The organism is Bradyrhizobium sp. 170, from assembly GCF_023101085.1.
Lineage (GTDB): Bacteria > Pseudomonadota > Alphaproteobacteria > Rhizobiales > Xanthobacteraceae > Bradyrhizobium.
The window spans coordinates 891,303-907,490 of the sequence record NZ_CP064703.1; the positions used below are offsets into that span (position 1 = coordinate 891,303).

Sequence of the window (16,188 nt, forward strand, 5' to 3'; positions counted from 1 at the left end):
TTGGCCGTGCCTTGCTTCCCGCTGTGTCGAGGATGAAGCCGGAGATTGCTTGTTGAACTGCACTCCTCGCCCGCATAGGCTTGCGGCAGCAACAATAAAAGATAACGGAAACGCCCTTTAACCGATGCAGTCTGCCGAGCGGCCTTTCCCCTACCGCCGGGGCCTGATCATCGTCGCGACATTGGCCACCGCCTATGTCGCCAGCCATTTTTTCCGCGCCTCCAACGTCACCATCGGCCTCGATTTGATGCGCGATCTGGCCATCGGGCCCGAGGCGCTGGGCGCGCTGACCGGCGCGTTCTTCTTCGGCTTCGCCGCGATGCAGATTCCCTGCGGCTTCTTCTTCGATCGGTTCGGGCCGCGCTATACCGTGGTCGGAATGCTCATCATAGCGAGCCTCGGCGGCGCCCTGTTCACGCTGGCGCCGAGCTGGCCGGTGCTGTTGACCGGCCGGGCGCTGATGGGCGCCGGCTGCGGCGTGATGCTGATCGGCAGCATGGTGGTGATCTCCCGCTGGTTTCCGCCGGACCGCTTCTCGACGCTGACAGCCATGGTGCTGTCGATCGGCCTGCTCGGCAATCTCGCCGCCACCACGCCGCTCGCCTGGGCATCGGAGGCGGTCGGCTGGCGTCCGGTGTTCGGCGCCGTCGTCATCTTCACGGCGCTGGCGACGATCGCGATCTGGCTGGTGGTGCGCGACGCACCGCCCGGTCATCCCTTCCTCTCCCGCAAGGTGGAACCATCAGGCAAGATGCTCATGGGCATGCTCGAGGTGCTGCGCAACCCGCGCCTGAAGCCGATCCTGGCGCTGAATTTCTGCAACTACGCCTGCACCTTCACCGTGCAGGGCCTGTGGGGCGGCGCGTTCCTGCGCGAGGTGCATGGGTTAAGCCCGATCGCGGCCGGCAACGTCCTGCTCTGTGCCGTGATCGCCTACCAGGCCGGCATGCTCGCCTTCGGCCCGCTTGACCGCCGGCTCGACACCCGCAAGGGCATCGCGATCGGCGGCATGCTGGTGATCATTTTGCTGCTCGCGATGCTGGCGCTGTTTTCCCACCCGCCGGTCTGGCTGCCCGTTGCCGTCATCATCGCCATGGGCTTCTTCTCAGCCTCCAGCACCATGGTGATGACGCACGGCCGCGGCATCTTCCCGGATAGGCTGATCGGCCGCGGCATCTCGACCATGAACACATCGGTGATGCTCGGCGTCGCCTGCATGCAGACGCTGTCCGGAATCATCATCGGCGCGTTCGAACCGCTGGCCAGCGGCGCGCGGACGGAAGAGGCTTACCGCGCCTTGTTCGGCGTGTTGACGCTGGTGCTGATCGTTGCGGTTGCGATCTACAGCCGCTCGCAGGATGTGAAGCCGAGCGACGAGATGCGGGCGGTGCGGCAGTAGCAAATCTCCGGTTACGTTGCCCGCCGTACCGCTTGCTCGGGCGCCAAGCTGCTTTAATTCCTGGTTGCGGTGCACGATTGCCATTTCGCCCCGGTGGGAGGATGCTTCGACGGAGGCACAAGGGAGAGCGGCATGAGCAAGGCAGGTCTCGACACTCGCAAGCAGGATGGTGAAATCGGTCACAAGCACGGCGCCACCCCCATCGGCACGTTGCGCAAGATTTACGGGCAAGGTTTTGCCGCCGGTTATCCCCCAACCGACAGGCTGAGCGACGTTTTTCTTAACCTGAACGAGACGTCGCTGAGCCAGCTTCGACGCGACTACAAGACGGGTCATCTCGATCACAAGATCACGCACGCCTCGGGCTGAAAGCGTGCCGGTCACCATCGACTACTACATGTCGCTCAACTCGCCGTGGACTTACCTCGGCAGCGCGCCGTTCGCCGAGATCGCCGAGCGCAATGGCGCGATCGTCAACATCAAGCCCTGCAAGTTCGGACCGATCTTCGAGCAGACCGGCGGGCTGCCGCTGCCGAAGCGCTCGCCGCAGCGGCGCGCCTACCGGATGATGGAGCTGAAGCGCTGGCGCGAGGTGCGGAGCGCTCCCATCCATCTCGAGCCGAAGCATTTCCCCTGCGACGACGCCGCTGCGGTCCGCCTGGTCATTGCAGCCAGGCTGCAGGGCAAGAATGCCCACAGACTGTCGCTGGAACTCGGGCGTGCGCTGTGGGAGCGCGAGGAAACGCTCACCGATCCCGCAACGATGGCGTTGGCCGCCGAGCGCGCCGGTCTCGACGCTGTGGAGTTGCGCGCAGGCGGGCCTTCAGACGCTGAACTCGACGCGCTCTATGAGAAGTTTACGCAGGAGGCGCTGAGCGCGGGCGTCTTCGGTGCGCCGAGCTACGTGCTGCCTTCAGGCGAGATTTTCTGGGGCCAGGACCGGCTGGAACTTCTGGAACGCGCTTTGAAGAAGCTGGCGCCTTGAGAGGCTGACTTCACAGCGTTTTCGAGCGAAGCATGCCCTCGGACTAGATCCGTGGGTGGGAACCGGCTCGCGTGAAGAAAACGCTTAAAAAAATCTGGAGCTTCGGTTCTGAAGCTCCAGCCAAAAAAAGCAGGGTGCGACCGGCATCACCACGGTCGCACCCTACGTCGCCGGTCAATGGGGCAGGGGGAATAACCGGCTGCCGGGATGACTCCGAGCCCCCGGAGTCGTTCCATGGCGCCGCAAATATTTTTCGATATTTTTCGTACACGGTTAAGTGATCGAAAAGCGCCGGACCCCCTTCGGCTCGGCTCGGGTTGTGTCCGTGATCGCCACGGGGCGAGGGACAAACCAGCATGTCACAGATATTCAAAGCAATTTTAGCCGCTCTCGCCATTACCACGGCATTTAGCGCCTTCCAGCTCGCGTCAGGCCATGACCTCACCGGCCGTCGGCAACTCGCTGCGACCGAACCTGCAGCCGACATCAACCGCGCCGCAAAGGCCGACCGCGGGGCGTTTAGAGCCGCGCAAAGGCAGACCGAGACGATCACGATCCGGACCGTCGGCCTCGAGGACACGTCCGTGGTGGTGCGTGTTCCCGTGGCCCAGGAGGAGGTACGGAACCGCCCGGCGCCGCCGGCCCAGCCCGCTGCACCGAACAAGCCCGGCCCCTCGAAGATGACGGTGGCCTGCGAACCGCCGGTCAGTGTGCTGACCGAGGTCGCAAAACTGCTTCAGCCCGGCCGCTGCGTGACCTGATCGCGGCGTGCGGCATGTGTCTGCGAAGCGAGCCTGGATCTGAAGCGAGCCTGGATCTGTAGGGTGGGCAAAGGCGCGATAGCGCCGTGCCCACCATGTATCATCGAGCGAGCTTCTGATGGTGGGCACGCTGCTCCCCCAACGTCATTGCGAGCGCAGCGAAGCAATCCACCTCTCCACTTGCGGCGCTATGGATTGCTTCGCTGCGCTCGCAATGACGAAGTGGAGGCAAAGGCTGTGACAAAAACCACTTGTCGGGCAAATCAGTCAAAACCTGTCCAGCCCTTCCCGCAAAAATATTCCGCTTAACTTGCAGAGCAAATCAGCGGCATAACCCCGCCCGTCTCACGGCAGATGAGGGGCGTTGGCCATCGTCACGAACGTGCGGTGAGATGCAATGGACGCGAGAGCTGCGACTGACGTGTGTGGCTCGAGCGTACGGCGAAGTCGTGTGGTCCCGACGCCGCGGTGCTGGCGTCAAGTTGCGCAAGATTTATTTCCTGCGTGGCGACGGTGGCAAAAGAGCCGTTCACCGGGGAGAGCTCGCTATAAGCCGTAAAGCCATTGCGCAGGGAAGGCCGGGATGCTCCCGCTGAACCTGTATGCTCGTGTGCGCGTTCCTTGTGCGCAATTGCACGCGAGACCGCGGGTGCGGCGCGCACCCGGTCTTCCCTGCGCCCTCTATTTCGAGGAGGGCAAACCAAGATGCAAACCTCGGACGCAATGCGCCGCGAGAACGTCGCCTCATATTCCATCGTCATCACCCGCCTTGTGCGCAATTGCGCACTGGGGCGGGTGATCCAGTATCCCAGAGACAGCAATGATGGAATCGATAGGCCGCGGCGTACTGGATGCCCGCCCCAGTGCGCAATTGCGCACAAGGCGGGCATGACAGCTCTCTCCGCGTCATGCTGGATAGCCCGTTTTCGCAGCGTGCGGACCTGCTACCTGCTACTCTGCCGGTGCTTCGTTGGCGCCGCTGCTCCCGTTGGCGCGGGTGGCGAGAAATCCCAGCGCCAAGCCGCCGACCGCAAGGATCGGGATCAGCTTCTTGACGCCGATGGCGCGGATCACCTGGATGCCGGCCGCAACCAGCATCGGATCGGACAGCACGGTCTGCGCGGTGGACTTGGCCATCTTCGCCGCCAGTTCGGCGCGCGCCTCGATCTGCTTCTTGCGCACCATGTAGCTGCCGGCCGCGATCAGAGTGACCACGAAGAAGAAGCCCGCGCCGGTCAGGCAGGCCTGCACCGGGCCGTAATTTTGCAGAACGAACACGAAGGCGGCGGCGCACAGAAAGGCGGCGGTGATGAGCAACGCCATCGCCGCGGCCGCCGCCAGCGATGTCAGCCGCAGCGTGCTGCTGGCCGAATTCTTGAAATCGTCAATCCATCGCTGAAACATGGCCAAGCCTCGATCTGAAACGCCTCAATCTGAAAACAACAGCGCAACAAACCATGGCGCGCGCCATCATTACCGACGCGAGAACGATTTGCGCCCGGGTCCAAGACTACCTGCGCCAAAACTACCTGCGCCACGTCAAGCCGATCAGCAAGCCTATGCCGAGCGCGAGGCCCACGGCTGCCAGCGGACGCTGCGTAATGGCGTCTTCCAACGTCTCCTCGATGGACGAGGCTGCGTCTTGAGCGGCATCCATCATCGCGCTGCCGCGTTCGGACACATCCTCCACAGCCTGTTCCGCATTGGCGCGCGCCTGCTTGTAGCCGCGCCGCGCCTGTTTGGAGGCGCTGCCGGCAAAATTGTTCAACGCATCGGTGATCTGCTCGGTCAGGGCTGCGATATCGTTTTTCACGGCGATTACATCCTTCTGCAGGCGTTCATAGGTCGCTTTGTCGGTCGGATTTTTCGCCGCGGCTTCACCGTTCGTCATCGACATCGAAAGCTCCCAGGTACTGAAATCAGGTGCGGAACAAACGCCCCGTCGAAGGGGAAGTTCCCGATGCGGGATTTGCTAGTCCTCCGGCAACTGCGGCGAATCGACCGGCATCAGATGCTCCTTCACGATCAGTGCGACGATCAGAAGCGGCGACGACAGGAATGCGCCCATCGGGCCCCACAACCAGGTCCAGAACGCAAGCGCCAGGAACACGGCGAGCGCGTTCACCGCCAGCCGGCGTCCGACGATCATCGGCGTCAGGAAATGGCCCTCCAGGAAAGTCATCGCCGCAAACATGGCCGGCGCCAACAGGCCGGCGCTGATGGTCGGGAACGCGACGAGGCCGACAACGACCAGGACAGCGAACATCGCCACCGGGCCGATGATCGGAATGAAATTCAGGATCGTGGCCAGCGCGCCCAGACTGGCCGGATTGGGCATGCCCGTGAGTGCGCAGATCAGGCCGGTGGCGATGCCGACGCCGACATTGATCGTGGCCACCATCAGCAGGTAGCCGCCGAGATGCTCCTCGATCTCGTTGAGGATCCGCAGCGTCCGCAGCCGCGACGTGCGCTCGCCGAAATTCATGATCAGAGCCCGGCGCAGGTCCCGCCAGCTCGCGATGAACAGGATCAGCGTTGCGATGAACAGCAGGAATTCGGCGAAGGTCGGCGACAGGAATTCCAGCGTCGGCTGCACCCAGTCGACCTTGGGCAGATGGAACGTCGTCAGGGTGTCGGGACCGCCGAGCATGCTCTGCAGCTGCTGCCAGAGCGCGAGCGGCCGGTCGAATACGTGCATTTTATCCTTCAGAATCGATCCCAGCTCCGGGAGCTTGTTGCTCCATTCCATCACGGGCGATGCAATCAGGCCGACCATGAAGACAGCCCCGGCGCTGACCGCGGCCACGATCAGCACAGCCGCGACCGCGCGCGGAATGCGATAGCGTTCCAGGAAACTGGCCGCCGGTGACAGCATGGTGCCGACGATGAAGGCCATCGTGATCGGCAGAAAGAACGCCTGAGCAAGATAGAGGCCGGTGATGATGCAGATGAGCAGAAGGCCAACGAGGCAGATGGCCACCACTTCGGTGCGGCGGATCACCGGCGGCAATTCGGCCTTGCTGTCGGGGGCCGGCGTGCCTTCGTGCCCGTTGGGAAGCTGGCGCTCACCGGGCAAAGGTTTTGTTGGCGGAGATTTAGAAGCCAAAGGCTTGGCGGGCACAGGCTTGGTGGAAATGACGCTCACAATGGCTTTCCCCCGCCCGAGGCGGCGATCATAGGCAGACGCGACCTCGCGATCCGGACTGGCACCACAACGTGGCGCAGATACGCGGGTTCCAATCGCGGAGGTGTGAGCTTTGTCGCGCTTGATAAGGTTGCGCCGCAACGTCGGCCGAACGGAACTGCCGACCGCCGGGCGCGTTTGTTGGTGCAGAGCATCCAATGATGCACATCCAGCGGGGCAGTCCCATGACACAGTCCTCCGATCGCCGACATTCGTCGCGCGTAACGGGCGCGCTCATCAGCGCCGTCCTGCTGGCGCCCATGTTGTCCAGCGCCGCGAGCGCGCAGACCTTTGGCTACGCTTCTGCCCAGCCGAATGCATATCCCACCGATGAGGTGATCGCGTCCGACGAGGCCGCGACGCCCGATCGGCTTCGCCGCGCCATCGTTGCCTTTGGTACAGTGGAGGCGCCCGGCACCGTCATCATCGATACCGGCAACACCACGCTCTACTACGTGCTCGGCCAGGGCCGTGCCATCCGCTACGGCGTCGGCGTTGGCCGCGAAGGCTTTACCTGGTCCGGGGTGCAGACCATCAGCCGCAAGGCGGAATGGCCGGACTGGCATCCGCCAGCCGAGATGGTCGCGCGCCAGCCCTATCTGCCGCGCTTCATGGCCGGCGGTCCCGGCAATCCGCTCGGCGCGCGGGCGATGTATCTCGGCACCAGCCAGTACCGCATTCACGGCACCAACGATCCCTCGACGATCGGAAAGTTCGTCTCGTCGGGCTGCGTCCGCCTGACCAATGAGGACGTCACCGATCTGTTCAGCCGGGTCGATGTCGGCACCAAGGTCGTGGTGCTGCCGAAGAACGCGCCGGTCATGGCGCGAGGCGGGGATACCAGGACCGGCATCACGGCTCGTCCGGCCGGCACGCATCCGCGCCCGGTCGCGACCACGCCCTCGGGCCACCAGGCGATGAACCTGACGGCGCGGCAGCTTAACTGAATGGACGCGTCATGTTGCGTGAGAGGAGAAGGTTGATGCGATCGAAAAAACTGGCAGCATGGGGGGCAGCCGCATTGGTGTGCGCTTCGGTGCTGGCGCCTGCCGCGCAGGCCCAGGATTTTTTCTCGCAACTGTTCGGCGGGTTCGCCCGCCCGCGCCACCAGCCCTATATCCAGATGCCGTTCGGCAATGACGACGGCCAGGTCTATGCGCCGCGGGGCGAGGGACGCGCTCGCTATGGCGGCGGCCAGGCGTTTTGCGTGCGGACCTGCGACGGGCGTTATTTCCCGGTCACCGCCTCAGACAATGCGAGCCGCGCGGCGTCCTGCAGCAGCTTCTGCCCGGCGAGCGAGACCAAGCTGTTCTACGGCAGCAGCATCGACAACGCGACCGCCGAAAACGGCAAGGCCTATTCGGAGCTGCCGAACGCGTTCCGCTATCGCAACGAACTCGTCAGCGGCTGCACGTGCAACGGCAAGGACCAGATCGGTCTGGCGCCGGTCAAGATCGAGGACGACCCGACGCTGCGCAAGGGCGACATCGTCGCCGGCGAGAACGGCCTTCTGGTCGCAGGCCGCAGCGCCGACAGGCGCGGCGCCGAACTGAATTTCTCACCCGCGTCCGAAAAGGTCCGCGCCAAATATGGCCGCGTGCCGGTGGTGGCGCGGGAGTGAGAGCTGACGAAGGAGTGAAGTAGCGGATTGTCACTTCTCCCTCGCCCCGCTCTTGCGGGGTCGAGACAAGCGAGGTGAGGGGCCTCTCTCCGCGAGTCGTGAGAGTGGTGAGACCTGTACCCCCTCACCCGGATCGCACCGGACGATGCTTCGCATCGCCGAGGCGATCCTGCCTCTCCCCGCAAGCGGGGAGAGGTTATCAAGCCGCGCGGATCTTGCCGAGGAAATCAGTAACCTGATTGCCCAGTTGCTGGCTCTGCGTCTCCAGCGTCTGGGAAGCGTGCTTCACATCCTCGGCGGCGGCGGCTGCCGCGTCGGCATCGGCCTTCACGCCGGTGATGTTGTCGGACACGTTTTTGGTGCCCTGCGCGGCAAATTGCGTCGAGCGCGTGATCTCCTGGGTGGCGGCGCCCTGTTGCTGCACGGCGGCGGCAATCGCGGTCGCGACCTCGTTGACCTCGCCGATGATGCCGCCGATGTTCTTGATGGCGTCGATGGCTTCGCCGGCGACCTTCTGAATGTCGGCGATCTGCTCGGAAATCTCCTCGGTCGCCTTCGCGGTCTGGCTCGCCAGCGATTTAACTTCGGAGGCGACCACCGCGAAGCCGCGGCCGGCCTCGCCGGCGCGCGCGGCCTCGATGGTAGCGTTGAGCGCCAGGAGGTTGGTCTGGGCGGCGATGGTGTTGATGAGGCCGACGACTTCGCCGATCCGCCCCGCCGATTGCGCGAGCCCCTGGACGGTGCCGTCGGTGTCACGCGCCTGGCCGACCGCGCGGCTGGCGATGCCAGCGGCGTGGGCCGCCTGCTGGCTGATGTCGTTGATCGAGGCGCTGAGCTCTTCGGAAGCCGCGGCAACCGTCTCGACACTCATCGAGGCCTCGCCCGAGGCCTTTTCGGCGACCTGGACGCGTTCGTTGGTCTGGCGCGAGATCGTCGACAGGCCGGCCGAGGTGGTCCGCATCTGGCCGGAAGCGTCGCCGAGCTGGTTGAGCGTCTGGCGCACCATGCTCTCGAACTCGCCGACATAGCTCTCGACCGCCTGCTGCCGCGCCGTGGCGCCGGCATTGCGCTCGCGCTCCTGCACCTCGATACGGGCCTTGTCGGCAGCCTGCTGCTTGAAGGTCTCCAGCGCGCCGGCCAGCGCGCCGATTTCGTCGTGGCGCGCGGCGTAGCCGGTATCGACGTGGAGGTCGCCGGCTGCGACCTTCAGCATGGCGTCGCGCATGATGTGCAGCGGCTTGATGACGCGGCGGGTGACGATCGCCATGGCGCCGAACGCCAGCGCCAGCGCGCCGGTCAGCAATGCGAGTTGCATCGTGAGCGAGCGCTGGGCGGTGGAGCGCAGGTGCGCGGCGTGATCCTTGGCGGCGTCGAGGGCTGCTTCGGCGACGCCGACGGCAGCAGACAGACGCCTGACCGTGACCGGGGTCCATTGGTTGGCGGTCAGTTCCGGCTTCTCGCCGGCCGCGATCTGCGTCAGCAACCGATCGCGCAGGGCGAGATATTGCGGCTCGAAATAGGCGGTCTTGGTCGCGGCTATGGCGCTGGAAATAGCCGGAGGTAGTTTCATGCTCGACGCCGTCAGTTCCAGCGCGCTCCAGGTGGCATCGATGCCGCCGGAATATTTCGTATAGGCGAGCCGCGCCTCCGGTGAGACCTTGCCGGAGTTGATTCCGACGGAGACGATGAGCGACGCTTCGCCGGCGGTGTTGCGCAGCAGCCAGGCGATCTGCTTGATCGCGAGCAACTGGTCGATCGTTGCGTCCTGGTGATTGACGGCGGCGGCCAGCGTTGCGGAGAGCTTGTCGAGCGTTTCCAGCATCGCAGTCGCGGTGTCCATGTATTCCTTGGCCAACGTCGGGCGACGTGAAGCTTTCGGCTTGCCCATCGCCTCCCAGAATTCCTTCTGCTGCGAGGTCATCGCCTTGAGCAGGCGGTCGAACTCGGGCACCAGTGTCTGTTGCTGCGTGAATTCCATTCCCCCGAGTTGGGCGAGCGCGCTGGCCATCGCGGGCATTTCGGTATCGCGGATGTTGCGCAGATATTTCTCGATGTCGGCTTCCATCGGCGCATCGGAGTTCAACAGCCGGTAGGTTGTGGAACGGTCGGTGCGCAGATTATGCATCGCCTTGAACATGTTTGCGGACGCATCCGCGATCACGGCGATGCGGCTCGCCGCCTGCAAGCGGCCCCAGGAGTCCCAGGCGTTGAGCGAAAATCCAAGCACTACGCAGAAGGAGGTGACGAGGATGACGGTCTTCAGCAGCGTGGACACGGTCAGACGGTTCAACATGATGCTCCCCCCAGAGGCTGGCGGGCCATTTGGCGGGAAAACGGTAAATTAGTTGGACAGCGTTATTGCCGTATAAATACTAGGATTCTTGAAATGATTGTGTTTTTCCGAGCGATCTGAGGTTCCGCCAACAGGAACCTGCCGCACCCGTTCACGTTAACAAAACACTACCAGCGCATTTTTCGGCAAATGCCGAGGGGGGACCCCGCATGCTCGTCAGTGTACTCGTCACATTCCTGGTCGTTATTCTCGTTCTCTATCTCATCAACCTGCTGCCGCTCGATGGCCGCGCCAAGCAGATTGCCCGCGTCGTCGTGATCATCCTCGGCGTGATCTCGCTGTTGAAATACATCGCGGTCATCTAGCGCCGACCTGCCAAAGCAAAAAAGCCCCGGCAACCTGCCGGGGCTTTTCATGCTCGGAAGCGTGGTCTTACTTCAACGTCCGGAACCAGTCGTCCACGTCCTTGTGGATCTGGTCCTTGGCAAAGCCGTAGCGCTGCTGCAGCTTGCCTTCAAGCTGTTCGCGGCGGCCCTCGATTACGTCGAGATCGTCATCGGTGAGCTTGCCCCATTTTTCCTTGGCGGCACCCTTGAACTGTTTCCAGTTCCCTTCAACCCTGTTCCAATCCATCGTCATCTCTCCCTGTTTATGTTGAGATGCCAATCAACGGACGGAGAGTTCAGGCGTTCCTAACAACCGATGCGGCATCGTGACGTAATTTATCCTGCCGCCTTCGCCTCGCGACGGCGCGCGGTGAGAATGTATTCGGTGTAGCCGTTCGGCTGCTCGCGTCCCTTGAAGACGAGATCGCAGGCGGCCTGGAAAGCGACGCCGTCGAACGAAGGCGCCATCGGCTTGTAGAGCGGGTCGCCGGCATTCTGTTTGTCGACCACGACCGCCATGCGCTTCAGCGATTCCATCACCTGGTCCTTGCTGACGACGCCATGGGCGAGCCAGTTCGCCAGATGCTGGCTGGAAATGCGCAACGTCGCGCGATCTTCCATCAGGCCGACGTCATGGATGTCGGGCACCTTGGAGCAGCCGACGCCCTGGTCGATCCAGCGCACGACATAGCCCAAAATGCCCTGGCAGTTGTTGTCGATCTCCTGCTTGACGTCGTCAGGCGCCCAGTTCGATTGCGACACCGGGATGGTGAGGATGTCGGAGAGCTTTGCGCGCTGGCCGCCCTTGGCGAGCTCCTGCTGGCGGGCCTGCACGTTGACCTGGTGATAATGCAGCGCGTGCAGCGTGGCGGCGGTCGGAGAGGGCACCCATGCGGTGGTCGCGCCGGCCTGCGGATGGCCGAGCTTCTGGGTCAGCATGTCAGCCATCTTGTCGGGCGCCGCCCACATGCCCTTGCCGATCTGGGCATGGCCGGGCAGGCCGTCGATCAGGCCCATGTCGACGTTCCAGTCTTCATAGGACTTGATCCAGGGCTGCGCCTTCATGTCGTTCTTGCGGATCATCGGCCCCGCTTCCATCGACGTATGGATTTCGTCGCCGGTGCGGTCGAGGAAGCCGGTGTTGATGAAGCAGATGCGCTTCGACGCGTTCTGGATGCAGGCCTTGAGGTTCACCGTGGTACGGCGCTCCTCGTCCATGATGCCGACCTTCATGGTGTTTTCCGGCAGCGCCAGCAGCTTCTCGACTTCGCCGAACAGTTCGCAGGTCAGCGCAACCTCGTCGGGGCCGTGCATCTTCGGCTTGACGATGTAGACCGAACCGGTGCGGCTGTTTTTGGTTTTCGACGAGCCCTTGAGGTCGTGGATCGCGAGCAGGCCGGCAACGGCGGCATCGAGCAAGCCTTCCGGGATCGCCTCGCCCTTCTCGTCGAGCACGGCGTCGGTGAACATGTGATGGCCGACATTGCGCATCAGCAGCAGGCTGCGGCCATGCAGTGTCAGCTGCTTGCCGTCGGGCGTCTTGTAGGTGCGGTCGAGGTTGAGCGAACGCTTGAGCGTCTTGCTGCCCTTCTCGAAATCGGCTGAAAGCGTGCCGTCCATCAGGCCGAGTGTGTTGCGATAGACCAGCACCTTGTCTTCGGCATCGACGGCGGCGACCGAGTCTTCCATGTCGAGGATGGTGGAGACAGCCGATTCCAGGATCATGTCGGCAACGCCTGCGGGATCATCCTTGCCGATGACATGGCTGCGGTCGATCTTCACTTCGACATGCATGCCATTGTTGACCAGCAGGATCGCGGAAGGTTGAGCGGCATCGCCCTGATATCCGGCGAACTGCGAAGCAGACTTCAATGCGGTGGCGTTGCCGCTCTTGAGTTTCACGGCGAGCTGGCCGGCGATGACGCTGTACGACGTCACGTCGGTGTGGCTGCCGGTCGCGAGCGGCACGGCGGCATCGAGGAAGGCTTTTGCCTTGGCGATCACCTTGTCGCCGCGCGCCTTGTTGTAGCCCTTACCGCCTTCGCTCGGATCGTGCGGGATCGCGTCGGTGCCGTAGAAGGCGTCATAGAGTGAGCCCCAGCGCGCATTCGCCGCGTTCAGCGCGTAGCGGGCGTTGGTGAGGGGAACGACGAGCTGCGGTCCGCAGATATTGCCGATTTCCTCGTCGACATTTGCTGTCTCGACCTTCTGCGTCGCCGGCTCCGGCAGCAGATAGCCGATCTCCTTCAGGAAGGCCGTATAGGCGTTCATGTCGAACGGCTTGCCCTTGTTGGCGCGATGCCAGCCGTCGATCTTGGCCTGCAGCGCGTCGCGGAAGGCGAGCAGCTCACGGTTTTTCGGCCCCAGCTTCTTGATGATGGCGGCAAGCCCCGCCCAGAATGTATCGGGTGAAATCCCGGTTTTGGGGGTCGCCTCCTTGGCGATGAAATCGAACAGGACAGCGGCGATCTTCAATCCGTGGGCGTCGACACGATTCATGATGGGCTTTCTCGGTAGAAACTGGCGTTGAAAGGCTGTTTTCTGACGAAAAGCAGCAAAAAACGCGCCAAAAAGGGCAGCGTTGGCCGCCCTTTTAGCCCTAAAGCCGGGTCGATGAGAAGGCCCTAAAAGGGAGCGGCTGCTCCATAAAAAGGAGCAGCCGGGAAGGGTCCTGTTTGGACGCGTTTTCTATACGCGAACCGGCGTCCGCTTCGCTCGAAAACGCTTTCAGATGTTAGCCGCCAGATCGACGAGTTCGTCGAACAGAATACCGGTCTCCGCCAGCATCCGCTCGATCTCGTCGGTCGCATCCGAAACCGTTCGGGCGGAGGTATCGATGCTGAGCTCCGCCCGGGCCGGCGGCTGGTAATCATTGCCGATCCCGGTGAACGCCTGCAGCGTGCCCGCGCGCGCCTTGGCGTAATGGCCCTTCGGGTCGCGGCTCTCGCAGATCTCGGCCGGCGTTGCGACATAGATCTCGCGGAACGTCGTGTCGGCGATTCGCCGGGCGGCGGCACGATCATCCGCCGACGGTGACACCGCGGCAACGACGGCGATATGTCCGTTGCGCGCCAGATGGGTCGCGACTTCGGCGAGCCGGCGGATGTTTTCGGTGCGGTCCTGCGCGGAGAAGCCGAGGTCGCCGTTGAGGCCCGCGCGCAGCGTGTCGCCATCCAGCAGGATCGGCGAGCCGCCGCGCGAAAACAGCCGGCGCTCAAGCGCGCGGGCGAGCGTGGATTTTCCGGAGCCCGGCAAGCCGGTCAGCCAGATCACCGCGCCGTTGTGGCCGTAGCGCGCCGAGCGCTCCTCGGGGCGAAGTGCGGATTCGACCGGCACGATGTCGATCGGGACCGCACGCTGTCCGGCGTCGACCGACAGCACGAGACCGCCGCCGGCGATGCGGCCGTTGACCTCGATCACCAGCCGCCCGGTGCGTGGATTTTCCTGATAGGGGTCGGCCGCGATCGGCTGCGCCAGCGAAATATCGATTTCGCCGACGTGATTGCGCGCGATCGCCTTGGTCTCCTCATTGGAGAGTTCGCCGGGATCGACCGCCTTCTCGATCGCGACCACGCTGGCGCGGCTTTCCCGCGTGCCGAGGCGGATCAGGATCTGATCGCCCTTCGACAGCGGCTTGTCGTGCAGCCAGAAGATCCGCGCCCGAATTCGCCGCGTATCGCGCGGGGTCGCGCCCACATGGGCGATGACATCGCCGCGTTCGATGAACAATTCACGGTCCAGCGTGATGCCGACCGAGCGCCCGGCACCGTGGCTGCCCTTCAGCGGCGTCACTGGCCAGCTCTCGACGGTTTTGATCTTCGCGATCTTGCCGGCGGGCATGATGACGATCTCGTCGCCGGTGCTCAAGCTGCCGGACTCGATGCGGCCCGCGACGATGCGGCGGTCGTCGAACTTGTAGATCGCCTGCACCGGCAGCCGCAGTGCAAGCTGCTCCAGCGGCCGCGCCGGTTCGAGCGCGTCGAGCGCCTCGACGACGGTCGGCCCCTGGTACCAGCCGATCCTTGGTGTGTGTTCGGCAACGCCGTCGCCGTCACGGGCGGAAATCGGAATCACCGCTGACGGCGTCACGCCGAGGCCGATCAGATGCGCCGAAATCTCGTCGCTGATCTCCTTGAAGCGCGCCGCGTTGAAATCGACGCGGTCCATCTTGTTGACGACGATCGCGACCTGCTTGATGCCCAGCAGATGCAGCAGATAGCCGTGACGCCGGGTCTGGTCACGCACGCCTTCCAGCGCGTCGATGATCAGGACCGCGCCGTCGGCCTGCGAGGCGCCGGTGATCATGTTGCGGAGGAATTCGGCGTGGCCCGGCGCGTCGATCAGCACGACATCGCGCGAGCGGGTGCGGAAGCGGATTTGCGTGGTGTCGATGGTGATGCCCTGGTCGCGCTCGGTCTGCAGCGCATCGAGCAGGAACGACCATTCGAACGGCATGCCACGCCGCGCGCTGACCGCCTTCAGCATCTCCAGCTTGCCCTCGGGCAGGCTGCCGGTCTCGTGCAGCAGGCGTCCGACCAAAGTGGATTTGCCGTGGTCGACATGGCCGACGATGACGATGCGCACCTGCGGGCGCGTGGTGCCGTTCGGGGTTGCCGAGATTGCCGTGGGGAGGATCATGTTCATCAGAGCGCTCACACCAAATGTCCGTCAGAGATAGCCGGCGACGCGCAGCCGCTCGAAAGCATCCTCGGTTTCGTGATCCAGCGCGCGGCCGGCGCGCTCCGGCACCTTGGTGCCGTCGAGTTCGGTCAGGATCTCGTCGATGCTTGATGCCATCGAAGCCACCGGATTGGTGATGTCCTGATCGCCCAGCGAGCGATAGCGCTTGCCGTCCTTCGAGAGATAGAGCGGGATGATCGGAATGTTTTCGCGCTTGGTGTAGGCCCAGATGTCGGCCTCGGTCCAATGCAGGATCGGATGGATGCGCAGATGTGCGCCGGGGGGCGGCGAAGCGTTGAACTGGTCCCAGAATTCCGGGGGCTGATCGCGCACGTCCCAGCCGCCTTCCAGCCCGCGCGGCGAGAACACGCGCTCCTTGGCGCGCGTCGCCTCTTCATCGCGGCGAATGCCGGCGATCAAGCCGTCGAAACCATATTTGGTCAGCGCCCATTTGAGTCCTTCGGTCTTGCGCGCGGCGGAACGTGCAGCCGGCGGCAAGGTCGGATCGACGGCGTCGATCGACGGGCAGGGCTCGATCTTGAGATCGAGATCCCACTCCTTGCCGAAGCGATCGCGGAACGCATACATCTCCGGAAATTTCTTGCCGGTGTCGACGTGCAGCGCCGGAAACGGCACGCGGCCGAAGAAGGCCTTGCGCGCCAGCCAGATCATCACGTTGGAATCTTTCCCCAGCGACCAGAGCAGCGCGAGTTTCTTCAGCCGCGCGAACGCCTCGCGCAGAATGTAGATGCTCTGCGCCTCGAGTTCGTCGAGATGGTCCATCGAGGGCGGCGGCAGCCGTCCGTCGGCGAAAATTTGTGGGACGGCGGAGCCATTCGTGAGGTCGGCGCCACGCAGCCGGTCTTTGACGGAGTCGGG

The 16,188-nt window shown here is 63.8% G+C and carries 15 protein-coding genes; 7 read left to right on the forward strand and 8 right to left on the reverse strand.

All coding sequences use genetic code 11. From position 1 onward, the window contains the following. Window positions 1-124: 124 nt before the first annotated feature. The 4 genes from IVB05_RS04200 to IVB05_RS04215 all read left to right on the forward strand — a co-directional run bounded on the left by IVB05_RS04200 (window position 125) and on the right by IVB05_RS04215 (window position 3,145). Window positions 125-1,399 (forward strand): MFS transporter, encoded by a 1,275-nt coding sequence (locus IVB05_RS04200; RefSeq protein WP_247783197.1) that lies wholly within the window; start codon window positions 125-127, stop codon window positions 1,397-1,399. Between the two features lie 132 nt (window positions 1,400-1,531). Further along, window positions 1,532-1,768: a hypothetical protein gene (locus IVB05_RS04205; RefSeq protein ID WP_247783198.1), complete on the forward strand. Its 237-nt coding sequence runs from the start codon at window positions 1,532-1,534 to the stop codon at window positions 1,766-1,768. 4 nt (window positions 1,769-1,772) lie between these two features. Beyond that, a complete protein-coding gene (locus IVB05_RS04210; RefSeq protein ID WP_247783199.1) occupies window positions 1,773-2,384 on the forward strand; it encodes a 2-hydroxychromene-2-carboxylate isomerase in 612 nt (203 codons plus the stop codon). Window positions 2,385-2,740: 356 nt separating this feature from the next. After that, window positions 2,741-3,145, forward strand: a complete 405-nt coding sequence (locus IVB05_RS04215) for a hypothetical protein (protein WP_247783200.1) — start codon at window positions 2,741-2,743, stop codon at window positions 3,143-3,145. 951 nt (window positions 3,146-4,096) lie between these two features. On the opposite strand, the gene IVB05_RS04220 is transcribed toward IVB05_RS04215, so the two are convergent. From IVB05_RS04220 to IVB05_RS04230, 3 genes are all read right to left on the reverse strand, one after another. Then, window positions 4,097-4,549, reverse strand: a complete 453-nt coding sequence (locus IVB05_RS04220; RefSeq protein WP_247783201.1) for a hypothetical protein — start codon at window positions 4,547-4,549, stop codon at window positions 4,097-4,099. Window positions 4,550-4,670: 121 nt separating this feature from the next. Then, window positions 4,671-5,042 (reverse strand): DUF883 family protein, encoded by a 372-nt coding sequence (locus tag IVB05_RS04225; RefSeq protein WP_247783202.1) that lies wholly within the window; start codon window positions 5,040-5,042, stop codon window positions 4,671-4,673. 75 nt (window positions 5,043-5,117) lie between these two features. After that, a complete protein-coding gene (locus IVB05_RS04230) occupies window positions 5,118-6,221 on the reverse strand; it encodes an AI-2E family transporter (protein WP_247786583.1) in 1,104 nt (367 codons plus the stop codon). Window positions 6,222-6,514: 293 nt separating this feature from the next. On the opposite strand from IVB05_RS04230, the gene IVB05_RS04235 reads away from it, so the two are divergent. Together IVB05_RS04235 and IVB05_RS04240 are read left to right on the forward strand one after the other, a co-directional pair. Beyond that, window positions 6,515-7,276, forward strand: coding sequence for a L,D-transpeptidase (locus IVB05_RS04235; protein WP_247783203.1), 762 nt, complete (start codon window positions 6,515-6,517; stop codon window positions 7,274-7,276). Window positions 7,277-7,311: 35 nt separating this feature from the next. Further along, entirely contained in the window at window positions 7,312-7,950 is a 639-nt protein-coding gene (locus IVB05_RS04240; protein WP_247783204.1) for a DUF2865 domain-containing protein, read from the forward strand. A gap of 199 nt (window positions 7,951-8,149) precedes the next feature. On the opposite strand, the gene IVB05_RS04245 is transcribed toward IVB05_RS04240, so the two are convergent. After that, complete coding sequence (locus IVB05_RS04245) at window positions 8,150-10,243, reverse strand: HAMP domain-containing methyl-accepting chemotaxis protein (RefSeq protein ID WP_247783205.1); 2,094 nt, start codon at window positions 10,241-10,243, stop codon at window positions 8,150-8,152. A 209-nt stretch (window positions 10,244-10,452) separates the two neighbouring features. Here IVB05_RS04245 and IVB05_RS04250 point away from each other — a divergent pair, with 209 nt between their 5' ends. Then, entirely contained in the window at window positions 10,453-10,608 is a 156-nt protein-coding gene (locus IVB05_RS04250; protein WP_211999735.1) for a Thivi_2564 family membrane protein, read from the forward strand. 67 nt (window positions 10,609-10,675) lie between these two features. On the opposite strand, the gene IVB05_RS04255 is transcribed toward IVB05_RS04250, so the two are convergent. From IVB05_RS04255 to cysD, 4 genes are all read right to left on the reverse strand, one after another. After that, on the reverse strand, window positions 10,676-10,876 hold the full coding sequence (locus tag IVB05_RS04255) for a CsbD family protein (protein WP_247783206.1): 201 nt from the start codon (window positions 10,874-10,876) through the stop codon (window positions 10,676-10,678). A gap of 89 nt (window positions 10,877-10,965) precedes the next feature. After that, a complete protein-coding gene (locus tag IVB05_RS04260; protein WP_247783207.1) occupies window positions 10,966-13,128 on the reverse strand; it encodes a malate synthase G in 2,163 nt (720 codons plus the stop codon). A 228-nt stretch (window positions 13,129-13,356) separates the two neighbouring features. Further along, entirely contained in the window at window positions 13,357-15,273 is a 1,917-nt protein-coding gene (gene cysC, locus IVB05_RS04265) for an adenylyl-sulfate kinase (protein WP_247783208.1), read from the reverse strand. Between the two features lie 24 nt (window positions 15,274-15,297). Beyond that, complete coding sequence (cysD, locus tag IVB05_RS04270) at window positions 15,298-16,092, reverse strand: sulfate adenylyltransferase subunit CysD (protein ID WP_247786584.1); 795 nt, start codon at window positions 16,090-16,092, stop codon at window positions 15,298-15,300. Between the last annotated feature and the right edge of the window lie 96 nt (window positions 16,093-16,188).